This window comes from Thermophilibacter provencensis (assembly GCF_900128445.1).
Classification (GTDB): Bacteria; Actinomycetota; Coriobacteriia; order Coriobacteriales; family Atopobiaceae; genus Thermophilibacter; species Thermophilibacter provencensis.
This window is the reverse complement of record NZ_LT671417.1, coordinates 1,080,998-1,103,472: the sequence shown is the minus strand read 5'-3', so window position 1 is coordinate 1,103,472 and position 22,475 is coordinate 1,080,998. Positions and strand designations below refer to the sequence as shown.

Below are 22,475 nucleotides of genomic sequence, written 5' to 3'. Positions count from 1 at the left end.
GTAACGGCATCGGTCGATACCCCTCAGGAGCGCCCCCTGCTTCACGTCCTTCTCGCCCTCTGCGAAGCCGCGAGAAGGACCACGCAGGGGGCGCGCCTCCCTTGTGCCAGGGCTAGCCTCGATGGCTGGCAAACGAGCGCAGGCCGCGCACGATGGTGTCATGCGCCTCCTGACGGGCCGTTTCGAAGAACTCCGAGCTGAGCAGCTGATAGACGGGCACGCCGCTCACGTGCTCATCGCGGTTCTTCTCGACGATGCGCCGTGCGACGTTGGCCGCGGCGCGGGCGTCGCGCTCGAGGATCGAGTACGGCGGAAACGCGGCACACTGGGCGAGAAGGGCCTCGTCGACGCTCGGGACCATCGAGATGTCGAGCGTGCTGCCAAAGAGCGCGAAGTCCGCCTGCTTGCCGATGCGCGCCCGCTCGCCGGGCTTAACCCCGATGAGCTCAAGATAGCGACGCGTATGGGCATTGTAGACGTGGTCGGTCACGAGATGCGCCCACGCGCCGAGCGTGAGGTCGCTCACCCGCTCCTGGCGCGCGACGTAGAAGTTCCAGAACTCGTCGTAGCCGGGCAGGGGTATGTGCTCGCGCAGGGCCTGGTGCGTGAGCTTGTAGTCGATGCGGTACGTGGTGTCGGGGACCATGTAGCCGACGTAGATGTCCGGAGCGAGGTTGCCCAGGAGAAACGCGTTGGCATCGCGGACGCCCAGCGACTCGGCGCCCTCCTCCCGGAGGAGCCGCTCCACGTGCGCCGTATGGATGTTCCAGCTTGGCATGGGTCCCCTCCGGGGCTAGATGTACGCGGACCCGCGCGCCTGCTCAAGCGCGAGAATCGTCGCAGCGTTGCGCTGCTCGGTGTAGCTCAGGAACGAGTCGACGCGCGCGTCGAAGTCATCAGGCGAGTAGATCGGGGTGTACCAGGACTTGTCACCGAAGTAGCGGACGAGGTCGTCGTTCCTGAACTCGCGGCCATGGCGGGCATAGATTTCGTTCCTCGCGAGGTAGAGCTCCCAGTCGCTCAGGTGGGAGATCTCGCTCGTCGAGTACTCGTACGTGGCGCTGTACGGGAGGATGTAGTCGTCGCTCACGTGCACGACCGTCGATGCGGGCGGGGCGGGCGCCCGGTCGTTGCCCTCGACAACCACGACCACGTTGTTCTGCTGCGTGCCGGCGGCGTCCTCCGACGCGTCATCGGCGCTCGCCTCGTCCTCGGAGTCCGCCTCCGCCGCATCGGCCGCCTCGTCCTTCTCGGCCCCCTCGTCAGAGGCCTCGGACTCCTCCCCCGCGGGGGCCGAGTCGTCCACGGGCTGCTCCTGAGCGCTCTGAGCCGGCTCGTTCCGCGAGCCGCCGAAGGGGTTCGCCACCACCACGACGAGCGCGACCACCGCAACGAGGGCGACCGCCGACATGACGACGGCCGTCTTGTCGGCATCGCCCGTGCCGACGGGAGTGCCGCACGAGTCGCAGAACTTCGCGCCGTCGGAGATCTCGGCGCCGCAGTTTGAGCAGAACATAGGCCCTCCTTGCAACAGCGTCACCCTGACAGTGTAACCCTAACGCAGCGCGGCCGGACGCGATGCGCCCGGCCGCATTCATGACAGATGACCCTGTCACCTATGTCAAGGCGTGCAAAAGTGACTGTCCCTTTTGCACTAGGAGCGGACCTCGCCTCCGGTGGACTTGCAGACCTTGGTCACGAGCTTGGAGTGGGCCTTCTCCACCTCCTCGGAGGTGAGGGTGCGGTCGGCCGCGCGGTAGGTGAGCGAGAAGGCCATGGACTTCTTGCCCCTGCCCACGCGCTCGTCGTCGCGGTAGACGTCGAAGAGGCGGACGTCGGAGAGCAGCTTGCCGCCGGCAGAGGAGATGCGCTGCATCAGGGTCTCGCAGGTCACGGACTCGTCGACCACGATGGCAAGGTCCACGTCCACGCCGGGCAGCGTGGGCACGTCCTCGTAGGGCAGCTGATCGGCCGCGAGGCGCAGGAGCGCCGCCTGGGAGAGCTCGAAGGCCACCACGGGCACGTCCACGCCCATGGCCTTGAGGCCGCGCGGGTGGACGTTGCCGACCCAGCCGATGACCTGGCCACCGCCGGCCGTGACCTCGGCCGCGCGGCCGGGCTGGAGCCACGGGTACTGCTCGGGATCGGCCACCTTGAAGCGGACCTTCGTGAGGCGCAGGGCGTCGAGCAGCTCCTCGACCACGCCCTTGGCGTCGAAGAAGTCGTACTCGTCGAAGCGCTGGTTCCACGCGTCGTCGGAGCGCTTGCCCGCCAGGACGCCGCAGACGTAGCTCGGCTCGTCGGGGAGGCTCCGGCTCTCGTGGCCAAAGAAGACGCGGCCGATCTCGTAGAGCGCGACGTTGGAGACGCCGTGGTCGAGGTTGTACGCAACGGAGCGAAGGAGGCCCGGCAGCATGGAGCGGCGCATCTCGGACTGCTCGGCCACGAGCGGGCGGATGATTCTCACGGGCACGCCGCGGCCGGTCTCGGGGATGCCCAGGCGAGCGAGGTCATCGGGCGCGGCGAAGTTGTACGTGGAGGTCTCCGAGAGCCCGCAGGCGCGCAGCACGGCGCCGATCTTGCGGACGCGGCGCTGCTCGACGGTGAGGCCGCCGGCGTGGTTCTTGGCGGCGGGCAGGGTGGCCTCGATGTCGCCCTCGCCCCAGAGGCGCACGACCTCCTCGATGAGGTCGACCTCACGGGTCAGGTCAGGCCGGTTGGTGGGAGCGGTCACGACGTAGTGCTCGATGTCGTTCTTCTCGACCGTGCAGCCAAGGCGCTCGAGTCGGGACATCATGAACGAGTTGGTGATGGGGGCGCCGGCGAGCGCGCGGGCGCGATACGGGCGAAACTCGATGCGCGCCGGGGCGTCGTCCGCCTCGCCGGGGTAGACGTCCACGATGCCCGGGCAGACCTCGGCGCCGCAGCACTCCTCGAAGAGCGCTGCCGCGATCTCGGCGACGTTGGCGCAGTTGGAGCCATCGACCTTGCGCTCGTAGCGGATGGAGGCCTCGCTCATGAGGTCGAGGTTGCGCGAGGTGCGGGAGGTGTGGCCGCTCGAGAAGTTCGCGCTCTCGAGAAGGACGTCCACGGTCTCCTCCGTGATCTCGGAGTCGAGCCCGCCCATGACGCCGGCGAGCGCGATCGGCGTGTGGCCGTCGTCGGTGATGAGGCACATGTCGTGCGTGAGCTCGCGCTCCTGGCCATCGAGCGTCACGAGCTTCTCGCCGTCCGCCGCGGCGCGGACCACGATGTGGCGCTTGCCGTCACGCTCCGTGAGCTTGCCCAGGTCAAAGGCGTGAAGCGGCTGGCCCGTGAGGTACATCACGTAGTTGGTCACGTCCACGACGTTGTTGATCGAACGCCCGCCGGCGGCGGCCACGCGCCGGGCGAGCCACTCGGGCGAGGGGCCAATCTTGACGCCGCGGACCACGCGCGCGGTGTAGCGCGGGCAGAGCTCGGGGTCGTCGATCGTCACGTCGACGAGGTCGGCGGCATTCGGGCCCTGCTCGGCCTTCACGGCGGGAAGCTCGATGTGGGTGTCCTCGTCGAGGATGGCCGCGACCTCCACCGCCATGCCGGTCATGGAGAGGCAGTCGGGGCGGTTGGGCGTGATTTCGCAGTCGATCACGGTGTCGGACATGCCGAGGTAGTCGGTGAAGTCCATGCCCACCGGCGCGTCCTCGGGCAGGATCATGATGCCCTCGTGGTCAGCGCCCAGGCCCAGCTCACGGGCCGAGCAGTTCATGCCGCAGGACTCGACGCCGCGCAGCTTGCTCTTCTTGATCTTGAAGTCGCCGGGCAGCACCGCGCCGATCATGGCGCACACGATGTGGTCGCCCTCGTTGAAGTTCTGGGCGCCGCAGACGATCTGCAGGGGGACGGGGTTGCCGTTCGCGTCCACGTTCTTGTCGCCCACGCTGACCTGGCAGAGCCACATGTGGTCGGAGTCGGGGTGAGGCTTCTTGCTCACGACCTGGGCCGTGACCACGTGCTCGAGGTTGGCGCCGACCTTCTCCACCGCCTCGACCTCGGTGCCGGTGCGGGTGAACTCGGCCACGAGCTCGGCGGGGTCTGCCGGCACGTCGACCATGCTCTTGAGCCACTCATATGAGACGCGCATTTCTCTTCTCCTTCTCGCGCGATTTAGTAAAAACACTTTCTCGTAGTTCTAGGGGTTTCTCTGGTGCCCCAGATGGCGGTGAAAGAGGAGCGACGCGTACTTAGGTACGCAAGCGACGAATGAGCCGCCAGATGGGGTGCCAGAGGAAGCCCTAGAACTGCGAGAGGAAGCGCATGTCGCCGGTCATGAGCATGCGCAGGTCGGGCAGGTCGTAGCGCAGGGCGGCCACGCGCTCGACGCCGATGCCAAAGGCGAAGCCGGTGTACTTCTCGGGGTCGATGCCGCAGAACCCGAAGACGTTGGGGTCCACCATGCCGGCGCCCAGGATCTCCAGCCAGCCGGTGTTCTTGCAGAAGCGGCAGCCCTTGCCGCCGCAGACGCCGCAGGAGACGTCGACCTCGCAGCTGGGCTCGGTGAACGGGAAGAAGTGCGGGCGGTAGCGCGTGGCGCGGTCCTTGCCAAAGATCTCGCGCGTGAAGTAGTCAAGCGTGCCCTTGAGGTCGCCGAAGGTGATGCCCTCGTCCACGACGAGACCCTCGACCTGCGTGAACTGCGGGAGGTGGTTGGCATCGGCGGTGTCCGGGCGGAAGACCGTGCCCGGGCAGATCATGTAGATGGGCGGCTTCTTGCTCTCCATGACGTGCACCTGGACACCTGAGGTCTGGGTGCGCAGCAGGATGTCGGACTCGCCCTGGACGTTGGTCTCCTCGGCGTGGAGCATCGTGCCGGGCGCGTTGTCCACCACGTAGAAGGTGTCCTTGGCCGAGCGGCTGGGGTGGTCCTCCGGGGCGTTGAGCGCGGTGAAGTTGTACCAGGTGCTCTCCACGTAGGGGCCGTCCTCGACGGTGTAGCCGAGCCCCACGAAGATGTCCTCGATCTCCTCGCGGATCTGGCTGATGAGGTGCTGGGTGCCCTGGGAGAGGCGGCGTCCCGGCAGCGTGACGTCAACGGCGTCGGAGGCCATCTTCTGCTCCAGCAGCGCGGCGGAGAGCTCCTCCCTGCGCGCCTTGAGCGCGGCGTCCACGGTGGCGCGGACGGTGTTGGCAAGCTGACCCATGGCCGGGCGCTCCTCGGGCGGCACCTTGCCCATCGAACGCATGATGGCCGTGAGCTGGCCCTTCTTGCCCAGGTAGCTCACGCGCAGGGCCTCGAGGGCCTCCATGGTCTCGGCGGCGGCCAGGCCCTCCTGGAACTGGGCCTCGATCGCCTTGAGGTCGTCGGACATCGACATCGTGCAATCCCTTCTCTACTAAAAAACCGCCCTCTGGCAGCCGTGCTGCTGCCCAAGGACGGAATGATCCGCGGTACCACCTCGGTTGGCGCGACGGGTTGTCTCCCCCGAGCGCCCGCTCTTCACGCCCCGTTCCGTGGGGCCTACGGCTTCCCTACTGAGCGTGCGGAGGGGACAGCCACTTTTGCACGTGCCGTGCGTGACCGCCCGAGCGTGCAAAAGTGACTGTCCCCTCTGCACGCCGCACGACCGTTCAGGTCGCGGCTGGTGGAGTGAACTCCGGGCCTCTGCCTTGGAGGGGGCTCTCAGCCGGTGACCCCCATCTCTTGTCCGCTGGCAACGCGACGCCCAGACCTCTCCGTCATCGCCTAGCGTGACATGGTAGCACACATCTCAGCGCAGGGCGTCGAGCCAGGCAATGTAGGTGTTGGGATAGTGGCTGGCAAGGAGGCGCCCCGCGTCAGCGCCGAGGAAGAGACGGGTCAGCGTGAGCAGGCCGGCAGGGGACGTGAGCTTGTCGAAGCTCGACACCTCGTCCCCCAGCTCGTCGATCATCTCGTCCACCGTCCCCCGGTCGGAGGGGTCGTAGGGACACTCCGCCCCCATGCTGCGCTCGTATGAGTCGCGCATGGCGTCATACGAGCTTTCGAACGCGGTCTGCCCCTCAGCGGGAAGCCACACGTCCCGGCCGTAGCGGCGGTAGCCCCACTCCGCGAGCGGCAGCTGAGGGACCAGGTCCGAGGGGTTGAGCACGTTGAAGATGTTGTCGTAGGTGGCGTCCCGCGCGTCTTCGGCCGAGGTGCAGTTGGGGGTGGCAAAGGTGTACGCGCGAACGTCCCCGGCGGAGGGGATCGCGCCATGCGCGCCCGAGGCACCGTCCGCGTAGCTCGCGAGCAGGTTTGCCACGGCGCCCCCGCGGCTGTGGCCGCAGAAGAGGTAGCTTCGCTCCACCCCGGGGTCCACCGCGGCGGCACGCGCCTCGAGGTCGAGGACGATCTCGGCGGCGGCGAGCGTGAAGCCCAGGTGGTCGGCATCCCCCAGCTCGCCCGCCACGTCAGAGGTGCCCTCGATGCGGATGTTGGAGAGCCACTCGGATCCATATGACCCGCGCACCACCACGACGCAGAGCTCCTTCTCGGCGCCGGTCTCCCGCGAGCGCAGGCGCTTCGTGGCCAGCGTGTAGGCCACGACGTCCGTTCCGTCGAGAAGCCCCCTCAGCTCGTCGAGCACCTCGCTGCGATATCGGTAGGAGGCCGTCGACACCTCGTCGAAGCCCAGGCTCGCAAACGCGTTCTCCGCAAAGGCGGGCACGCTCGAGCCCTGCTGATAGTAGGCGCTCTCGGCGTTGGCGACGGCGGAGAGGACCGCGCAGGTGTGCGCGAGCTCGGCGTTGTAGACCGTCGGGTCCTGGAAGAACCACTCGTCGTCCCAGGCGACCTGGGAGGAGACCTGGTGTCCGTCGCCCGAGAACAGGGCGGCGTACTCGATGTCCGTCGTGAACGAGGGCGGCCGCTCTACCGCGCTGACCTCCGGCGCTATGACCGCGTTGGTCCCCGTTGCCTGCTCGATGCGGCGCGCGTGCAGAACCGCGGCCCCGGCAAGCGTCGCGCTGTCGAGAAGGACGACCGTGACAAGCAGGACGAACAGCAGGCTCCGCCGCCGCCTCGTGCGTCTCCGTCCCTCGCCGCGCAGCCGCATCGTCACCTCCGTCCGCCCTTTTGACCATGATACCCGGCGACGCGGAGCAGGTGAGGCGCGGCGGGCAACGTGACGAAACCGTTAGAAAGGCGGCGGGGCGTCCGCTGGGTGACGCCCCGCCGCGACATGAGGGCTGAGCCCGCCCGCCTATGCGCGCGAGATCCAGATCGGGGATGCCCAGGCCGTCTGGCCGTCCGCCTGGACGACCTTCACGAACCAGCTCGCCTCCTCGGCTCCCGGCCGGACCGCGAAGGAGTCCTCCACCTCATAGAGGTCTGAGGCAAAGCCCTGGTACACCTTCACCTTGTAGGCGTTGTGGTACCACGCGTCGCTGCGGTAGTACTCCTCGATTCCTGCCGTCCCTCGGATCAGCTCCTTGGCCTCGTCCTCGAAGACCTCGAGGAAGCTGCCCGCGAGGATCTTCTCGACCGGCCATACGAAGCGCTCTCCGCAGACCTCCATGGTCACGGTGCCGTCGAGCGGCGCCTGGATCTCAAAGACGTAGCCCTCGGTACGCATGGAGCTGTCGCGCACCCAGTGCGTTCCTCCGACCTTCTGCGACTTGGCCACGAAGCTCACGCTCTTCTCGTCGACGATCTCGTGGCGGTTGTCGAAGCTGCTGAAGACCGGCTCCACGGAGACCACCGAGCCCGTCGTGGAGAGCGTGCCCTCCCAGGTCCTCTCGGTCGCCTCGGGGAAGTACCTGACGTTGGGGCCCCAGCCGAACTCCACGCGGAACTTGAAGCGAACGGTGCCGTCCGAGGACGGCTCGGGCGCGCGCCAGCGGACCACGTGCACGTCGTCGAGGTCGCCGTCGCGGTAGAGCTCGATGCGCTCGACCTTGGAGTTGGCGTGCGCGCGAACCTTGAGCTCGACCTCGTCGGATGTGGTCGAGAAGACCGACCCCAGCGGGTGGCCCTCCGCCTCCGTCCACACGTCGATGCGCGAGCCCGTGAACCCGAACGTGCGGCGCGAGGTCAGCGCGTCCCAGATGGCGTCCTTGCCGTACTCGTCCGCCCAGACTCCCGCGCGGCCGTACTTGACCATGGCGGGGACCTCGTGGTTGTCGCCCGAGCATATGAGGCCGAAGTGCTTGCCGCGCTTGAGCCCGGCGACGACGCTCGTCCCGTCCACGCGCGGGCCCATGTGGATGTGACGCTCCATGGGAACGGAGGTGGCATCGCGCTCCGAGCTGCCGTGGTGGGAGAAGATCTCCGCCACGGGCGAGAAGGACTCGTCGTGGGTGTCCCAGTTCTTGCCGCGGTTGCCCAGCGAGTACGCGAGGTGGTGCGGAATCCCGATTGCGTCCTGACCGCGGTAGGTCTCGACGAGCTCCTGGTAGCGAGCCGGGAGCTCGATCTGGCCCGACGTCTTGAAGTAGACGTTGTGGTCGCCGTCCTCGCCGGTTCCCTGCCACTCGAATCCCGGGAAGCAGACGAACCCGTCCTCGCGCTCCCGCCGCTCCAGGAACGCGAGGATGCGCTGCCACTGCTCGCGCATGAGGTCGCGGTCCATCTCGCGCTCGGTGCCGAAGCCCCCGGGCAGCTCTACCATCTGGTAGGGGTAGTAGGCCAGCGTGAAGAAGTCGCTCACGCGCTCGCAGTGCTCGAACCACGCCTCGAGCTCGTCGATCTGGCCGGGGTGGAGGTTGAGGTGGAGGTCGGTGATGTAGCTCTTGTAGTTCATCGCGCCCCCTACATGATTCCGGTGACGACCATGACCGCGGCGAAGATCAGGATGGCGACGATCAGCTTGTTGGCGGACCACCCCTTCTTGGAGACGAGCAGGTAGCTCACGAGCGCGATCACCAGCGGCACGAGGTTGGGCATGATCTTGTCCAGAATCTCCTGGAGGTTGATGACCATGTCCCCCGAGGTGTAGGTGAACGCCACGGGGGCGCTGATGGTGGTCGCCGCCACGCCGCCGATGACGATCAGGCCGACGATGGTGAGGGCGGTGGTGATCTTGTCCTTGAGCTCCACGTTGGTGAGCAGCTTCACCGCGTCCGCGCCGAGGTCGTAGCCCTTGACGAAGAGGAAGTACTTGAGCGGGATGACGATGCCGCACCACAGGGCGAGAAAGACGATCGGGCCGAGGGGGTTGCCGCCGGCGGAGAGGCCGATGCCGATGGAGAGCAGGATCGGGTTGATCGTGCCCACCAGGATGGAGTCGCCGATGCCGGCGAAGGGCCCCATAAGGGCGTTCTTGGTGCTCTGGATAATCTCGTCGTCGAAGGAGGGGTCGTTGGCCTTCTCCTCCTCGAGGGCCAGGCAGATGCCCGGGATGATGGCGCCGAGCTGCGGCTCGGTGTTGAAGAAGGTCATGTTGCGCTGCAGCGCGCGGGACAGGCCCTCCCTGTCGCCCTCGTAGAGCTTCTCGAGCGAGCCGGAGAGGCTGTGGCAGAAGGGCGTGCCCATCATGCGCTCGTAGTTCTGGGACGCAAGGCAGAAGAACGCCCAGCGCCATGCGGCCGTGGAGACGTCACGCTTGCTGAGGTGGACCTCGTGCTTGACGCCCGCGGCACCGGAATGAGTCTGCTCGGTCATGTTATCGCTCCTCGTAGTTTCCGTCTTCGTCCTCAATGATCGCCGTCGCCTCGAGCGCGGACGCCGCCTGGGCGCCGCCACCGTTGTAGCGCGCCATCACGTAGATGAGGGCGAACGCCAGGGCAATGAACACAAGCGAGGTCGTGGTGAGGGAGAAGGACGAGACGAGCACCCAGCCCAGGACGAACAGGGCGATCATCCACTTCTCCTGGACGATCTGGTTAAGCAGGATGGCGAAGCCCAGCGCGGGCAGCATCTTGCCGCCGATGGCGAGCCAGTCGATGACCACCTGCGGCAGGGCGGCGAAGAGACCCTCAGCGAAGCCCGAGCCGAGGTAGCAGGCCAAGGTCACGATGAAGAAGCGCTCGGCGAACTCGATGAGCTGGCCGCAGAGGTTGGCCACGCGGATGCCGCGGGCGTCGCCGGCGACGGCGCACTTGTCGGCACGGTGGGGCCAGATGGCGTTGAAGGTCATCGTGAAGTTGTGAAGCGCCACGCCGAGGGCGCCCACGGGAATGGCCAGCGCGACGGCCATCTCGGCGCTGCCGCCGGCAACGATGGCGAGCGGGATGCCGATGTAGGCCGCGAGGTTGAGGTCAGAGGGAACCGCGCCTCCCGGGGTGATCTGGCCGATGAAGATGGCCTGCACGGCAACGCCGCACAGCACGCCCGCCGTGACGTCGCCCAGGATGACGCCGCAGATGAGGCCGGCCACGAGGGGGCGTCCGATGCCGTACCAGCCGCCGGTGGTGCCACAGAGCCAGGGCACCTGGTTTCTGCCCAGGTACGCGAAGAGGCCGATGAGGGCCGCCTGCCAAAGTTCCATGCTTCCTCCTTGCTTACTTGCTGACTATCTCGACGAAGTCGATCTGCGGGTCTGCGGGGACCTGGCGTGCCGTGAAAGCGGTGCCCTTCTTGGCAAGGTCGCGCACGACCTGCGCCTCGCGCTCGGTGAGGTTCACGCACTTGACGTAGGTCCTCGTGTCCGAGCGGTTGGGGACGTTGCCCAGGTCGACGAGGTCGAAGTGCCAGCCGAGCTCGTCGAGGGCGGCCAGGGTCTCAACGCGCATCATCACCGCGAGCACGCGGTCCCCCGGGTAGGAGCGCTCGTCGGACAGGCGCTCCACGGCCTTCTTGGTCGAGAGGATCGAGAGCTTGACCGAGGCGGGCTTGGCCATCTTGAGGGCCATCTTCTGCGTCTCGTCGCGCACCGCCACGTCGTCGATCACCACGATGCGAGTGGCGCCGGTGCGCGGCACCCATGCCGTCGCCACCTGGCCGTGGATGCCGCGCGCGTCGACGCGCACGCCCACGATCTTCTGGGGCTCGTCCGAGGAGACCGCCGGCGCGGCGACCCTGCGGGCGGGCGCATAGGGCTTCTCGGTCCCCGCGGCGAGCGCCTTGACGTCGTGGATGGCCTCGTGGCCGGTCGAGACGATGCCCGCCGCGTCGGCCTCCTCCATGGCGGCGGAGATCACCATGGCGAGGTTCATGCCCGACACCACGCTCACGCGCTCGTCGCTCGCGTAGTGCTCGAGCGCGGCGTTGCAGGGCGAGCCGCCCATGAGGTCGGCGATCACGCGGACCGACTCGCAGCCCGAGAGCTCCTCGTCGAGCGCCGCGAGCTTGCGCTCGAGGTCCTCCTTGCCGTCGTCCGGGGAGAGGCACACCGTGCGTATGTCCTCACGCTCCCCCACGATCATCTCCACGGAGCCCCTCATTGCCTCGGGCAGCGCTCCGTGACCCACCAAAACGATTGCGTTCAAGCGGTCCTCCCTCTCTCGTATCCAACACGGCCGCCGCGCGGCAGCCGATGGCCCCTAGGCCATGCCCCGCTCGCGCACCGAGAAGCGCTCGCCAAGACTCTCGTAGTCCGCCGGGTCCTTGGACCCCGCCGCCACGCACTCGCGGCGGTTCACCTTCCACTCGGGACGAACCTGAATCGGACCCTCGAGCAGCGGGTCGCCGGTGCGGCGCATGAAGTCGTCGAGCCGCGCGCGCATCTCGTCGAGCACGTCCGCGTAGCGGGGGTCCTCCGCCACGTTGTTGGTCTCAAACACGTCGTAGGCCAGGTCGTAGAGGCACTCGGCGTCCTTGGTGACGTCGGCGAGGCCGAGATTCTCCTCGTAGTAGTTCTTCACGATCGAGCCGTCGATGTTCGACTGGTTGAGGCGCAGCCATTCCGCATCAAAGAAGCGCAGGTACTTGTAGCGGTCGGTGCGAACGGAGCGCACGGGCTCGTAGGAGGTGTGGAAGTTGATCTCCGCGAATACCGCGCCGTCGCCCGAATCCTGCTCGCCGCGGAAGATGCCCGCGTGGCTGGCGCCCTCGAGATAGTCGGGCGGCTCGATGCCGAGCAGGTCTAGGAGGGTCGGCACCACGTCGATGTGCGAGACGAGGCCGTCGAAGCTGCGGCCCTGCGCGCGGGAGCCCGGCACGCGCATGGCGAGCAGCACCCCCGTGCCCGCGTCGAGCAGCGTGCACTTCTCGAACGGGTAGGCAAGCCCGTGGTCCGTGGTGAGCACGACGATGGTGTCCTCGAAGCGACCGCTCTCGCGCAGCGCGTCGAGCACAAGCCCGTAGTTGGCGTCGGCCATGGAGACGCTCTTCTTGAAGCACGCGTAGTCGGCGCGCGTAACCTCGTTGTTGGGGATGTTCACCGGCGGCTGGGCGTAGTCTGCGACGCCGGGGTCGGCGTCAGGCCACGCCCGGTGCGTCGCATGCTGGCCGAACGAGACGAAGAACGGCCGCTCTCCGTCGTAGGACCTGAGCCACCCCGCCAGGCGCTCGGCGTTCCTGCGGTCCCACACCACGAGGTCCTTCTCGGCATACCCCGAGGCGTCGGTGGTGAGGTCCATCTCGTAGCCGAGGGCCTCCGGGGCGAGCTGATGGTCGGTGTAGTAGCCCACCTCGTGCTGGACGCCGCAGAGCACGCTGAGGAAGCCCTCATGCGCGAGCAGGCGCGCAAGATGGCGCGACCCGTCGATGCGAAACCCGCGCTGCGCGAGGCCGAGCATGCCGTTCTGATGCGGGTAGGTGCCCGTGAGCAGCCCCGCACGACTCGGGGAGCACGTGGGCGCCACGCAGAACGCCCGCTGGAAGAGCATCGCGTCCTCGCAGAACTCCTGGATGCGAGGGGTCTCGACGGCGTAGCCGTAGGGGGAGACCACGCGCCCCGTGTCATGGGTGTGCAGGTAGAGAACGTTCACGTTGGCTCCTTCGGTCGCGCAGGACGAGATGGTGCACGCTGGGCGTCCATGTTAGGGGCTTCGGAACATATTCCACCCAAGAGTGGAACGTATTCCGCTCAATGGTAGAATTTATTCCGTGAACGTTATGTGAATCTGGAATTAATTTCAGACTAGGGCCCTATCGTCCCTATGCCCGGCCCTCTCCCCCGTCGAGCAGGTGCGCGATCTCGTTGAGCAGGCACTCCACGTACATGAACACGACGATCTGGTCCTCGAGGAGGCCCGCCGCGTAGTCGCTGCTGATCCAGGGAAGGACCACGGCCTCAGAGGCGTTCTTGATGAAGGGGAGCTTGGGGTTCATCGTCACGAGCAGCACGTCGCAGCCGCGCTCCACGAGAGACGACATGAGCGTTCCGTACGACTTGCTCCCGCGCCCGTTCATGGACATGACGATGCAGAGGTCCCCCGGCCCAAGGATCGTCGAGATGTCATCCATGACCTGCTCGTCCGAGGTGGTCTGGTTGAAGATGCCGATGCGGAAGAGCCGCAGCGAGAGCTGCTTGACGCTCTCGTAGGTGCGGTTGGCGCCCCAGATGCTGATGCGGCGCGCGTTCAGGATGAGGCGCGCGAACCGCGCGAGCTGCGCCTTGTCCAGTCCGTCCGTCGTCTTTCTGAGATAGGCGGAGTAGGCGTTGGCAAGGTTGTCGTGGGAAGAGAGATCCCTGCCCTCGTCCGCGCCCCTGTCCGCATCCGCCCCGTGCGAGAGGAGCTGACGGTTCATGCAGAAGCGAAACTCCGCGTAGCCGCTATAGCCGATCCGCTGGCACATGCGCATGATGGCAGTCGAGCTGAGGCCCGCCTCGCGGGCCACCGCGGCGATGGTCTTGTTGACCACCGAGGTCGGGTGCTCGATGAAGTAGCGCGCGGCCGCCTCCTCCGAGGGGGTGAAGTCCCCAAGGCGCGCCCTGAGCCGCTCGATTGGTCCGTCTGCCATGTGCCCCCCGCCTCATTCGATACTAAGATGTATCGTCGCACGGTGGGCGGCGCGGCGCAAACGTCGAGCTCTCGCGCGTCGCGGGGCGCACTAAGCCAGCGCGAACTTCCAGATGTTGTACGCGTTGATGAGGATGATCAGCACCATGAGGCCCATGAAGAGCTTGTCCACGGTCTTGTCGTCGATCTTGGCGTTGACCTTGCGGCCCACGATGCCGCCGAGGATGCCGCAGACCACCATTGCCGCCAGCAGCGCCAGGTCCACGCCCACGTAGCCCCCGGTGACGATGGAGCTCGCGGTGCTCGTGGCCTGGGAGAACAGGATGATGTAGAGCGAGCTCGACGCGGCGCGCTTGGTCGCCATGGTGAAGAAGTAGAAGAGCACCACCAGGTTGATGGGGCCGCCTCCGATGCCGAGGAACGAGGAGCACACGCCCAGGACGAAGCCGATGGCGAGGCACGCCACGGCGGACGTCACCTGAAGGGTGGGAATCTTCTCCTTGTAGATGGTGTAGACGAGCGTTCCCAGCGTAATCACCAGCAGCGCCCCCGCCTGCACGGCACCCGCGGTGTTGGGATCGGGGAAGAGCCCAGCCACAAGGGAGAAGAGCTCCTTGCCCGCAAGGCCGCCCACCGCGGCGCCGATGGCGAGCGGCGTGTCGGTCTTGGGATCGATCGTGGAGGTTCCGGAGAGCTTTGCCTTGAGGACGGAGTAGAGCGTCATCGAGAGCACCGTGCAGCCCGAGAGGAAGTTGATCGTGGCGACGTCCGCCACGCCCGTGGCGTCGAGCACCGGCTTGATGATGATGCCGCCGCCGATGCCGCAGATGGCACCGACGGTACATGCGAAGAAGCTGACGAGAAGAACGAGCACCTGCATGGAAGCCCTCCTTAGGACGGGAACGCGGACGACGGGAGCCGCCTAGCCCCTTCCCCCGTCGTCCGTGCCCGCATCGGGGCCGACCGCGGCCTCGAAGACGTTTCTGACCTGCTCAAGATACTCGTTCGCACGCTTGACGTCACCCTTGTTCTCATACTGGACGGAGAGCAGGTAGAGCAGCGTGGTGCGCTCCGGCCCCGTGGCGTCCTTAAGCTCGGCCTCCATCTGGTCGACGTAGGCAGCGCTCTTCTCGGCGAAGATCGCGTAGGTGCGCTCGCACCCGGCGAGCTGCTCGGGCGAGGCCTTCTCGCGCAGCTCCTCGAGCAGCTCGCCCGCGCGCTCGTAGTCCTCCTGCTCGACGAAGAAGTTGAAGGCGCGCAGGAGCAGCACGAGTCGCTGCTTGTCGCTCGAGCTCAGCTCGAGCATCTCGTCGATGGTGCGCCGCGAGGCATCTGCGTCAGCGAGGCACATCTGCGCGTTGAGGCGCATGTAGAGCTGGTTGTAGCGCGGGTAGACGATCTTCACGACCGGCCCGTCGAGAACGCGCAGGCAGCCGTCGAAGTCGCCCTTCTCGAAGAGCTTCTCGTACCTCGAGAAGATGAGGCGCTTCTGGACCTCGGTATAGACGAGCGAAATGACGCAGAGCGCCACCACGATGATTCCTATCAGCCTGAGGTCCATGCGCCTCTCCTCCCGACGCCGTCAGGCGCCCTAGTCTCTCCCCAGCACGGTCCTGGGCGTCCTGCCCACGACGAGCTCGCCGTTCTCGACGTAGCCCTCCTCGCGGCCGCGCAGCTCGTCCATGAGTATGGCACGGAGCTCCGCGACGCGCTCGGCATGGGCCGGGTCGTGGGCGAGGTCATGCTCCTCGCGCGGATCGGCATTGAGATCGAAGTAGCGCTCCACGCCCGTCTGGGTGAACCAGACGTACTTGTCGTGACCGGTCAAGATCCACTGGTTGGACTGCTCGTGGCTTCCGGAGTGCTCGCCGTGGAGGTACGCGCGCTCGAGGTTCTTCTCGCCCGTGATCTCCCCCCTGAGAGACGAGCCCTCGACGGTCTCGGGCACCTCTGCGCCCACGAGGTCGAGCAGGGTGGGCATGACGTCCATGAGCTCCACCACCGCGTCCGAGCGTCGGGGCCGGGGCCGTCCGTCGGGCAGCACCTTGGAGCCCACGCGCACGATGAAGGGGATGCGCGTGCTCCCCTCGTAGGGCAGCACCTTGCGGAACGAGCTGTGGTCGAAGAGCATCTCGCCGTGGTCCGCGGTGAAGAGCACCACGGTGTTCTCGTAGGTCTCGTCGTTCTCGAGCGCCGTGATGAGCCGGCCGATCTGGTGGTCGAGATGCGTGATGCAGCCGTAGTAGCCCGCCATGGCCTCGTGGCGCAGCGTGGCGTCGCGGCAGCCGTGCGCGCTGTCGATGACCATGCCGTCGCGCGCGGTCGCCTCCGCGTCCTCCCAGTCCCCATGCGCCGGCTCGCGCAGCTCGCGGTCGAGGTACGGCTGGTAGTAGGCCGCAGGGGCGTCGAAGGGCGGGTGCGGGCGGACGAAGCTCGCCATGAGGAAGAACGGGCGGGTGCGGTCGCGCGTCTCGAGGAAGCGGATGGACTCGTCGACGACCCAGTTGGTGGGGTGGAGGCGCTCCTCGTAGACCCAAGGGCGCGCGATCCAGGAGTTGTTCTCCACGCCCGTGCCGTTGACATCCGCCTCGGGGCCCAGCTCGGAGCGGAGGAAGCGCAGGTAGTCGTCAGAGACGTCCTGATGCATCCAGTGCGGGAGGTTTGCCTTGCGGTAGTGGCCTATGTAGCCGTCGTGCAGGCGCAGGTGCTGGAAGCCGCACGCCAGGCGCGGAGGGTGCACGTGCATCTTGCCCACCAGTGCCGTCTGGTACCCGGCGGCCGAGAACTCCTCCGGCATCATGTGCTCGTAGCGCCAGGGGACGCCATCCTGATAGCCAACGCGACCGTTGGTTGCGGGCATGGTGCCCGTGAGCAGCGACGCGCGCGCCGGGATGCAGCTCGGGCACGCCGCGTGCGCGTTCTCGAAGTAGGTTCCCTGCGCGGCGAGCGTGTCAAGATAGGGCGTCTTCACGTCAGGATGGCCGTCGAAGCCGAGGCAGTCCCCCCTGAACTGGTCGCACATGATCAAGACGACGTTGGGACGACGGCTCTCGAGGCCGTCATCAGAAATGCCTGCCATCAGTCCTCCCTGTCTGTGAATTGGGGACAGTCCCCGATTTGCAGAAACGTTTTATGTGAATTGGGGACTGTCCCCAATTCGCTGGCGCACGAGCGCGCGGGCCATCTCGGCGAGAGGCTTGTACGCGTGCTCGAGAAACTCCCGGTAGCCGCAGTACGTCTCGTCATAGTACGAGGCGTTGAGGCGCTTGCAGTTCCGATGGCAGATCCCCTCGAACGGGCAGTCGGCGCAGGCCGCGCACTCCCGGCGCGGCTCTGCCAGAAACCCGCGCATGACCGCGCAGGAGGCCATCTCCTCGAGCGAGTCCTCCCTGATGTTGCCGCAGCGGTACTCGTCGAGGGCATAGAAGTCGCAGGGATAGACGTCGCCGTTGCTCTCAACGACGAACTGGGGGGCGCATCGGCCGAGCATCCCGCAGGCCTGGGGCCACTGGCCCAGCGAGAGCTGCATCACGTTGTCGAAGAGCCCCACCGAGAAGGCGCGCCCGGCGCGTGCCTCGCGCAGCCAAAGGTCGAAGAACGTGCGGTAGAACGAGAAGAACGCGCGCGGGGTGAGGGCGTACTCCTCCCCCTCCCCGTCGAAGCCCGCCAGGCACGGGATGAGCTGCACGTAGTCGATCTTCTCGCGCTGGTAGAACTTGAACACCCGCTGCGGGTGCCGGGCGAGCTGCGCCGAGAGCACCGTGAGCACGTTGAACTCGACGCCCGCCTCGCGGAGCATCCGGACGGACTCCATGACGCGCGCGTGCGTGGGCTCCAGCCTGATGTCGCCCCGAAGGCTGTCGTGGAGCTCTCGGTAGGCGTCGACGGAGACCCCCACGAGAAAGCCGTGCTCCCGGAAGAAGGCCGCCCACTCGGGCGTGAGGGAGTGGCCGTTGGTCTGAAGCGCGTAGCTCACGGTCTGTCCGGTGCGGCGCTCGTCAACGTAGGCGGTAAACGAGCGGAAGAAGTCGAGCCCCGCGAGCGTGGGCTCGCCGCCCTGGAAGGCGAAGGTCACCTGCGCGTCGGAACCGAGCCCGAGGGCCCGGTCCACGAGCGCGCGCACGGTCTCCTCCGACATGAGCTCCCTCACCGCGTGCGCGCGATGGTCCGCGACGTCACGGTAGAAGCAGTACGAGCAGCGCATGTCGCATGCGCTCGACGCCGGCTTTATGAGGAAGCTGATGTACTTCACGTCTCTCCCCGTCCCGTCCGCGGACTAGAAAACCTGACAAAACACCCTGTCACCTTTGTCAGGTTTACGCAAGGCCGAGGCGGGCGAACTGCTCTGCGGGGGCGCCGTGCTCCTCGAGGCCGCGCCTGAGCAGCCCGATCATGCGCGCCTCCGCGTCGGCGTCCTCCCCCACGAGATTGTGGGTCTGGCCGTAGTCCTCCTTCAGGTCGAACAGCATCGAGTCGTGGACCTCCTCGAGGCAGTCCTCGCGCTGGTCGATGTTGGCGGGCTTGCGGCACGGGAACCTGTAGACGGGATAGTCCGTCCACGAGAGGAAGCGGCCCATCTCGATCTGGTCCACGCAGTCGACGCCCATCTTCTTACGGATGGTGTGGGGAATCGCCGCGTACTCGTAGCAGGGCTGGTTGCCCGGCACGGGCGCGCGGAAGTAGGTGTGGCGGCCGTCGGTCACGTTGACCGTCATGGCGTGGACGCCGTAGAGGGCGTACTCGCGGGTCCGCGCCGCGGCGTCCGTGGCAAGCGGCATGAGCGAGGTTCCCATGACGGTCTCGGGCACGGGGCGTCCGTGGGCCTCGAGCACGGTGGGCATGATGTCGATGGCCTGGGTGAGCTGGTGGGCCAGCTCGCCCGCGCGCTCCCCGTGGGGGAACTTCACGATCAGCGGCAGGTGGGCCATCTCGTTGTACATGTGCATGTAGTTCTTGCCCAGGTAGTCGCGGCTCCCGAGGAAGTAGCCGTGGTCCGTGGTCACGATGACGGTCGTTCCCTCGTACATGCCCTTCTCCTTGAGCTTGTCGACGAGGGTTCCGAACCAGTGGTCGGTCATCGTGACGAGCGCCTTGTAGCGGCGCTGCACGTAGTCGACGGCGCTCTCGGGGATGTCGGTGTCGGAGACGCGCTTGTAGGGCGGGATCTCAAAGTAGTCGCGGTCAAGCCCCTCGGAGCCGCCGTACTCGTCCATGTAGCGGTCGGGCACGTCGAAGGGCTCATGCGGGTCGAAGGCCTCGACCATGAGGAAGAAGTCGTCCTTCCCCTCGTTCTGGTCGATGAACTCGCACGCGGAGCGGAAGGTCCTCGGGGAGGGCATGTCCTCCTCGCTGGGCCACCTGAGGCGGTTCTTCTGGTACTGCTCGCGCACGCGGCCATAGAAGGTCTCGGGCATGTTGTCCGGCTCGTCGATGCGGCTCACCCACGGGTCGCCCTCCTGGCCGCGGAAGAACTCGAAGGTGTTGAAGAGCTGCAGGTAGCCCTCGCCGCCGGTGCGCGCGTAGTGGCAGTGGTCCGTTGAGATGTGCGTGCGGACGCCCCCGGCGCGCAGGCAGTCCACGAGCGTCACGTCAAAGGGCTCGATCGGGCCCCAGGGACGCTCGAGGAAGTTGTAGCGCCCGCACATGATGTCGCGTCGGGCCGGCATGCAGGGCGCCGAGCCGATCCAGTGGTTGTCGAAGGTGACCGCCTCGCTCGAGAAGGCGTCGAGGTTCGGGGTTCGCGCGCTGCCTCCGGGGTTGTAGCACCCGAGCGCGTCCCGGCGCAGCGTATCCATCAGGACGAGTACGGTTCTCATGGGTCCTCCGAAAATTGATACGAGGCGCCCCGCCCAGAGGGGTGGGCGGGGCGCCGAGAAAGGGCGCTTCCTACGAGATGATCTTCGGGAAGCCGGGGATGTAGTAGTTGAGGGCGAAGAGCGCCAGGCACACGGCGATGATGCCGAGGATGATCTGGGCGGAGTTCTTGCCCTGCCCCTTCTTCAGGAGTCGGTAGCAGATGAAGGTCACGATGATCGGCAGCAGGCACGGCAGGACGGAGTCGAGCTGGGTCTGGAGCACGAGCGGGTCGCCCTCGCCGAAGGAGAACTCGATGGCGGTCTTGAGCTTGACCGTCGTGGCGATGAGGCCGCCGGTGACCATGACGCCGAGGACGTTGGCGGCGTCGCCGAGGCGGTCGAAGACCTCGACGCCGAACTTGTCGACGAGCGCCATGCCGGACTCGTAGCCCTTGTGCAGGCCGAAGTACTTGAGCGGCCAGTACAGGAGGTTGATGAGCAGGAACATCACGAGCGGGCCGATGAGGCTGCCGTTGTCGACGCACAGGGAGGCGCCGATGGAGCCCGCGATCGGGAACCACGTGAGGTTGAGCAGCGAGTCGCCGATGCCGGCGAAGGGGCCCATGAGCGAGGTCTTGATCGCGGTGACGGTGTCCTTGTGGTCCTCGTCGGTGTTCTCCTCAACCGCCGTGGCGATGCCGAGGATGAACGGGATCGCGATGGGGTGCGTGTTGAAGTACTCGAGGTAGCGCTGCATCGCCTTGACGCGCTGCTCCTTGGGGGCGTCCTTGTAGAGCTCCTCGAGGACCGGGGAGACGCAGTAGGTGAGCGAGAGAGACTGCATGCGCTCGTAGTTGTGGGCGAACTGGCAGCCCTGGGTCCTCAGGAGAACCCGGTTGAGCGTCTTCTTGGAAATCTTACCCATTAGAGATCATACTCCTCGTCCTCGTCGCTGACAGGGGCGTCGACGGCTGCGGTGGCCTGGGACTTCTTGGTTCCCTCGACGACGAAGTCATAGAAGCCCGCGGCAGCGGCGGCCACGAGGGCGATGCCGATCGTCGGGACCTTGAGGAAGGCCGCGAGCACAAAGCCGCAGATGAGGAAGATCCACATGTTCTTCTTCATCATCATGGTGAGCAGCATCGCGAGGCCGACGGCGGGCATCATGCCGCCCGCGGTCGAGAAGGCGGAGAGGACCCAGGGCACCTGGTTCTGCAGGAAGCCCATGATGCTCTCGACCACGACCGAGCCGATGCCCGTGGCGATGAACACCGGGATGGCGCGGGTCAGGAAGAAGCAGACGGCGCCGGCCCAGAAGTACTTGTTGACGGACTTGAACTCGCCGCTCTCGGCCGCCTTGTCGGCGCCGTGCAGGAACGTGATGTTGGTGGTCATCACGAGGATGTTGAGCTGCTGGACGAGCGTGGCGGTGGGGATGCCGATGGCAACGGCCAGGGCGATGGCGCTCGCGGTGTCGCCGCCGGACATGATGCCGAGGGCAGCGCCCACGATCGTGCCGGAGATGACGTCGGGCGGCACGTAGGCGCCGATGTTGTTGACGCCGAGCCACATGAGCTCCATCGTGGCACCGATCATGATGGCCGTGGGCATGTCACCAAGGATGATGCCGACGCCCACCGAGGCGAGCAGCGGCTTTCTGAATCCGAGGTGCGGGCCAAACTGGTCCCAGGTACAAAGACCCGCCCAGATGGCAAGCAGCAGTGCTTGGATCATTTCTCCTCCTTCTGACGACAGTCGTCGCTTGTGCTGACGGCGCGCCCTCTCCGCGCCGACATTGCCTCGTTACGCCTCCGCGTGCGCGCCGGCGAGCAGCTCGGAGACGGAGACCTTGGGGTCGCGCGTGGTGGGCTGCATCCAGCACTCAACGCCCATGGCGATGAGCTTCTCGAAGGCCTCGCGCTCCTCGGGGGTCACGGACATGTTCTTGTGCAGGCGCGTGCGCTGGTCGTTGTAGCGCATGCCGGAGACGTTGAGATAGTCGAACGGCAGGCCGTTCTCGTGCATCTTGAGGGCGTCGACGGGGTTGGTGAACAGAACCATCGTCACCTTCTTGAGGGTGGTCTTCTTGAGGACGTCAATGAACTTGTCGACGCCGAAGACCGAGACCTTGACCTTGGGGACGGCAAGACCGGCGACGGACTTCTGCACCGGGTCGTTGGCGACCTTGTCGTCGACGATGATCACGGACTCGATGCCGTTGTCCGGAATCCAGGTGGACGCCAGCTGGCCGTGGATGAGGCGGTCGTCGATGTCAACGAGCTTGAGTGCCATGTTCTTCTCCCTTTCTCTGTGCCTAACGTGCCGTTCTTGAAGCCCGCGGGCGGTCCCATCCCCGCGCGCGGGCAGCTGACCGAGGTCTAGAGGTCGAGGTCATCCTCGTCCGAGCTCCCCTGGGCCATCTCGACCTGGATCTCGGCGAGGGTCTGGGCGTGGGCCGCCTCGATGAGCCCGCGAATCTCGTCAGCGTCGGAGGCCTGGTCGCGGGAGAGCAGGAGCTCGATAAGGACGGGCAGGCTGAGGCCGGTAAAGGCGACCATGTCCATGCCCTTGAGGATGCTGCGCGAGATGACGTTGAACGGCGTGCCGCCGTGGATGTCGCAGATGGTGACGATGAGGTCGCACTCGGCCTTGAGCTCCGCGTACGCCTGAGCGAACTCCGCCTCGAACGTCTCGGCCGACTTGTCGGCCGTCAGCGCGAGCGCACGCACGTCCTGCTGAGGACCGGCAACCATCTCAACGCTTCCGAGTGCCGCCCTCGCAAACTCGCCGTGGCTCGCAACGATGACGCCTACCCTCATGGTGATTCCTCTCCCTTGGCGCAGCCGCATCAGCCGCTATTTTTCATAACAGAACAGATTTGGATTCAATTTGTTCGTT

General features: G+C 66.5%; 20 protein-coding genes. All 20 read right to left on the bottom strand.

What is annotated here, in order from left to right:
• Window positions 1-112: 112 nt before the first annotated feature.
• The 20 genes from BQ7391_RS04985 to BQ7391_RS04890 all read right to left on the bottom strand — a co-directional run bounded on the left by BQ7391_RS04985 (window position 113) and on the right by BQ7391_RS04890 (window position 22,396).
• On the bottom strand, window positions 113-778 hold the full coding sequence (locus tag BQ7391_RS04985; protein ID WP_075279578.1) for a hypothetical protein: 666 nt from the start codon (window positions 776-778) through the stop codon (window positions 113-115).
• A 15-nt stretch (window positions 779-793) separates the two neighbouring features.
• Entirely contained in the window at window positions 794-1,516 is a 723-nt protein-coding gene (locus BQ7391_RS04980) for a YARHG domain-containing protein (RefSeq protein WP_075279577.1), read from the bottom strand.
• Between the two features lie 138 nt (window positions 1,517-1,654).
• The gene (pheT, locus tag BQ7391_RS04975) at window positions 1,655-4,123 is read right to left on the bottom strand and encodes a phenylalanine--tRNA ligase subunit beta (RefSeq protein WP_075279576.1); all 2,469 of its coding nucleotides are present in this window, start codon (window positions 4,121-4,123) and stop codon (window positions 1,655-1,657) included.
• 151 nt (window positions 4,124-4,274) lie between these two features.
• Entirely contained in the window at window positions 4,275-5,354 is a 1,080-nt protein-coding gene (pheS, locus tag BQ7391_RS04970; RefSeq protein WP_075279575.1) for a phenylalanine--tRNA ligase subunit alpha, read from the bottom strand.
• 393 nt (window positions 5,355-5,747) lie between these two features.
• Window positions 5,748-7,052, bottom strand: coding sequence for a lipase family protein (locus BQ7391_RS04965; protein ID WP_083662109.1), 1,305 nt, complete (start codon window positions 7,050-7,052; stop codon window positions 5,748-5,750).
• Window positions 7,053-7,199: 147 nt separating this feature from the next.
• On the bottom strand, window positions 7,200-8,738 hold the full coding sequence (locus BQ7391_RS04960; RefSeq protein WP_075279574.1) for a DUF3604 domain-containing protein: 1,539 nt from the start codon (window positions 8,736-8,738) through the stop codon (window positions 7,200-7,202).
• Between the two features lie 8 nt (window positions 8,739-8,746).
• A complete protein-coding gene (locus BQ7391_RS04955) occupies window positions 8,747-9,598 on the bottom strand; it encodes a PTS system mannose/fructose/sorbose family transporter subunit IID (protein WP_075279573.1) in 852 nt (283 codons plus the stop codon).
• 1 nt (window position 9,599) lies between these two features.
• Complete coding sequence (locus tag BQ7391_RS04950; RefSeq protein WP_075279572.1) at window positions 9,600-10,424, bottom strand: PTS mannose/fructose/sorbose/N-acetylgalactosamine transporter subunit IIC; 825 nt, start codon at window positions 10,422-10,424, stop codon at window positions 9,600-9,602.
• Window positions 10,425-10,437: 13 nt separating this feature from the next.
• A complete protein-coding gene (locus BQ7391_RS04945) occupies window positions 10,438-11,364 on the bottom strand; it encodes a PTS sugar transporter subunit IIAB (protein WP_075279571.1) in 927 nt (308 codons plus the stop codon).
• A 54-nt stretch (window positions 11,365-11,418) separates the two neighbouring features.
• Window positions 11,419-12,807, bottom strand: a complete 1,389-nt coding sequence (locus BQ7391_RS04940; protein ID WP_075279570.1) for a sulfatase family protein — start codon at window positions 12,805-12,807, stop codon at window positions 11,419-11,421.
• A 169-nt stretch (window positions 12,808-12,976) separates the two neighbouring features.
• Window positions 12,977-13,783, bottom strand: coding sequence for a MurR/RpiR family transcriptional regulator (locus BQ7391_RS04935; protein WP_075279569.1), 807 nt, complete (start codon window positions 13,781-13,783; stop codon window positions 12,977-12,979).
• 90 nt (window positions 13,784-13,873) lie between these two features.
• A complete protein-coding gene (locus BQ7391_RS04930) occupies window positions 13,874-14,662 on the bottom strand; it encodes a sulfite exporter TauE/SafE family protein (protein WP_075279568.1) in 789 nt (262 codons plus the stop codon).
• Between the two features lie 42 nt (window positions 14,663-14,704).
• The gene (locus BQ7391_RS04925) at window positions 14,705-15,343 is read right to left on the bottom strand and encodes a hypothetical protein (RefSeq protein ID WP_075279567.1); all 639 of its coding nucleotides are present in this window, start codon (window positions 15,341-15,343) and stop codon (window positions 14,705-14,707) included.
• A 30-nt stretch (window positions 15,344-15,373) separates the two neighbouring features.
• Window positions 15,374-16,861, bottom strand: coding sequence for an arylsulfatase (locus BQ7391_RS04920; RefSeq protein ID WP_075279566.1), 1,488 nt, complete (start codon window positions 16,859-16,861; stop codon window positions 15,374-15,376).
• 51 nt (window positions 16,862-16,912) lie between these two features.
• Window positions 16,913-18,034 carry a radical SAM/SPASM domain-containing protein gene (locus BQ7391_RS04915; protein ID WP_075279565.1) on the bottom strand — a complete coding sequence of 374 codons (1,122 nt, stop codon included), beginning with the start codon at window positions 18,032-18,034 and terminating at the stop codon, window positions 16,913-16,915.
• A gap of 64 nt (window positions 18,035-18,098) precedes the next feature.
• A complete protein-coding gene (locus BQ7391_RS04910; RefSeq protein WP_075279564.1) occupies window positions 18,099-19,598 on the bottom strand; it encodes a sulfatase in 1,500 nt (499 codons plus the stop codon).
• Window positions 19,599-19,668: 70 nt separating this feature from the next.
• A complete protein-coding gene (locus BQ7391_RS04905) occupies window positions 19,669-20,502 on the bottom strand; it encodes a PTS system mannose/fructose/sorbose family transporter subunit IID (protein ID WP_075279563.1) in 834 nt (277 codons plus the stop codon).
• Window positions 20,502-21,311 carry a PTS mannose/fructose/sorbose/N-acetylgalactosamine transporter subunit IIC gene (locus BQ7391_RS04900; RefSeq protein WP_075279562.1) on the bottom strand — a complete coding sequence of 270 codons (810 nt, stop codon included), beginning with the start codon at window positions 21,309-21,311 and terminating at the stop codon, window positions 20,502-20,504. Before BQ7391_RS04900 ends, BQ7391_RS04905 begins: the two co-directional genes overlap by 1 nt.
• A gap of 69 nt (window positions 21,312-21,380) precedes the next feature.
• Complete coding sequence (locus tag BQ7391_RS04895; protein WP_075279561.1) at window positions 21,381-21,869, bottom strand: PTS sugar transporter subunit IIB; 489 nt, start codon at window positions 21,867-21,869, stop codon at window positions 21,381-21,383.
• 86 nt (window positions 21,870-21,955) lie between these two features.
• Entirely contained in the window at window positions 21,956-22,396 is a 441-nt protein-coding gene (locus BQ7391_RS04890) for a PTS sugar transporter subunit IIA (RefSeq protein ID WP_075279560.1), read from the bottom strand.
• Between the last annotated feature and the right edge of the window lie 79 nt (window positions 22,397-22,475).

Coding starts and splice junctions, on each gene's coding strand:
- BQ7391_RS04910 (WP_075279564.1), bottom strand. CDS start 19,598: ATGAGAACCGTACTCGTCCTGATGGATACGCTGCGCCGGGACGCGCTC.
- BQ7391_RS04930 (WP_075279568.1), bottom strand. CDS start 14,662: ATGCAGGTGCTCGTTCTTCTCGTCAGCTTCTTCGCATGTACCGTCGGT.
- BQ7391_RS04965 (WP_083662109.1), bottom strand. CDS start 7,052: ATGCGGCTGCGCGGCGAGGGACGGAGACGCACGAGGCGGCGGCGGAGC.
- BQ7391_RS04920 (WP_075279566.1), bottom strand. CDS start 16,861: ATGGCAGGCATTTCTGATGACGGCCTCGAGAGCCGTCGTCCCAACGTC.
- pheT (WP_075279576.1), bottom strand. CDS start 4,123: ATGCGCGTCTCATATGAGTGGCTCAAGAGCATGGTCGACGTGCCGGCA.
- BQ7391_RS04955 (WP_075279573.1), bottom strand. CDS start 9,598: ATGACCGAGCAGACTCATTCCGGTGCCGCGGGCGTCAAGCACGAGGTC.
- BQ7391_RS04905 (WP_075279563.1), bottom strand. CDS start 20,502: ATGGGTAAGATTTCCAAGAAGACGCTCAACCGGGTTCTCCTGAGGACC.
- BQ7391_RS04900 (WP_075279562.1), bottom strand. CDS start 21,311: ATGATCCAAGCACTGCTGCTTGCCATCTGGGCGGGTCTTTGTACCTGG.
- BQ7391_RS04960 (WP_075279574.1), bottom strand. CDS start 8,738: ATGAACTACAAGAGCTACATCACCGACCTCCACCTCAACCTCCACCCC.
- BQ7391_RS04890 (WP_075279560.1), bottom strand. CDS start 22,396: ATGAGGGTAGGCGTCATCGTTGCGAGCCACGGCGAGTTTGCGAGGGCG.
- pheS (WP_075279575.1), bottom strand. CDS start 5,354: ATGTCGATGTCCGACGACCTCAAGGCGATCGAGGCCCAGTTCCAGGAG.
- BQ7391_RS04980 (WP_075279577.1), bottom strand. CDS start 1,516: ATGTTCTGCTCAAACTGCGGCGCCGAGATCTCCGACGGCGCGAAGTTC.
- BQ7391_RS04895 (WP_075279561.1), bottom strand. CDS start 21,869: ATGGCACTCAAGCTCGTTGACATCGACGACCGCCTCATCCACGGCCAG.
- BQ7391_RS04985 (WP_075279578.1), bottom strand. CDS start 778: ATGCCAAGCTGGAACATCCATACGGCGCACGTGGAGCGGCTCCTCCGG.
- BQ7391_RS04935 (WP_075279569.1), bottom strand. CDS start 13,783: ATGGCAGACGGACCAATCGAGCGGCTCAGGGCGCGCCTTGGGGACTTC.
- BQ7391_RS04950 (WP_075279572.1), bottom strand. CDS start 10,424: ATGGAACTTTGGCAGGCGGCCCTCATCGGCCTCTTCGCGTACCTGGGC.
- BQ7391_RS04925 (WP_075279567.1), bottom strand. CDS start 15,343: ATGGACCTCAGGCTGATAGGAATCATCGTGGTGGCGCTCTGCGTCATT.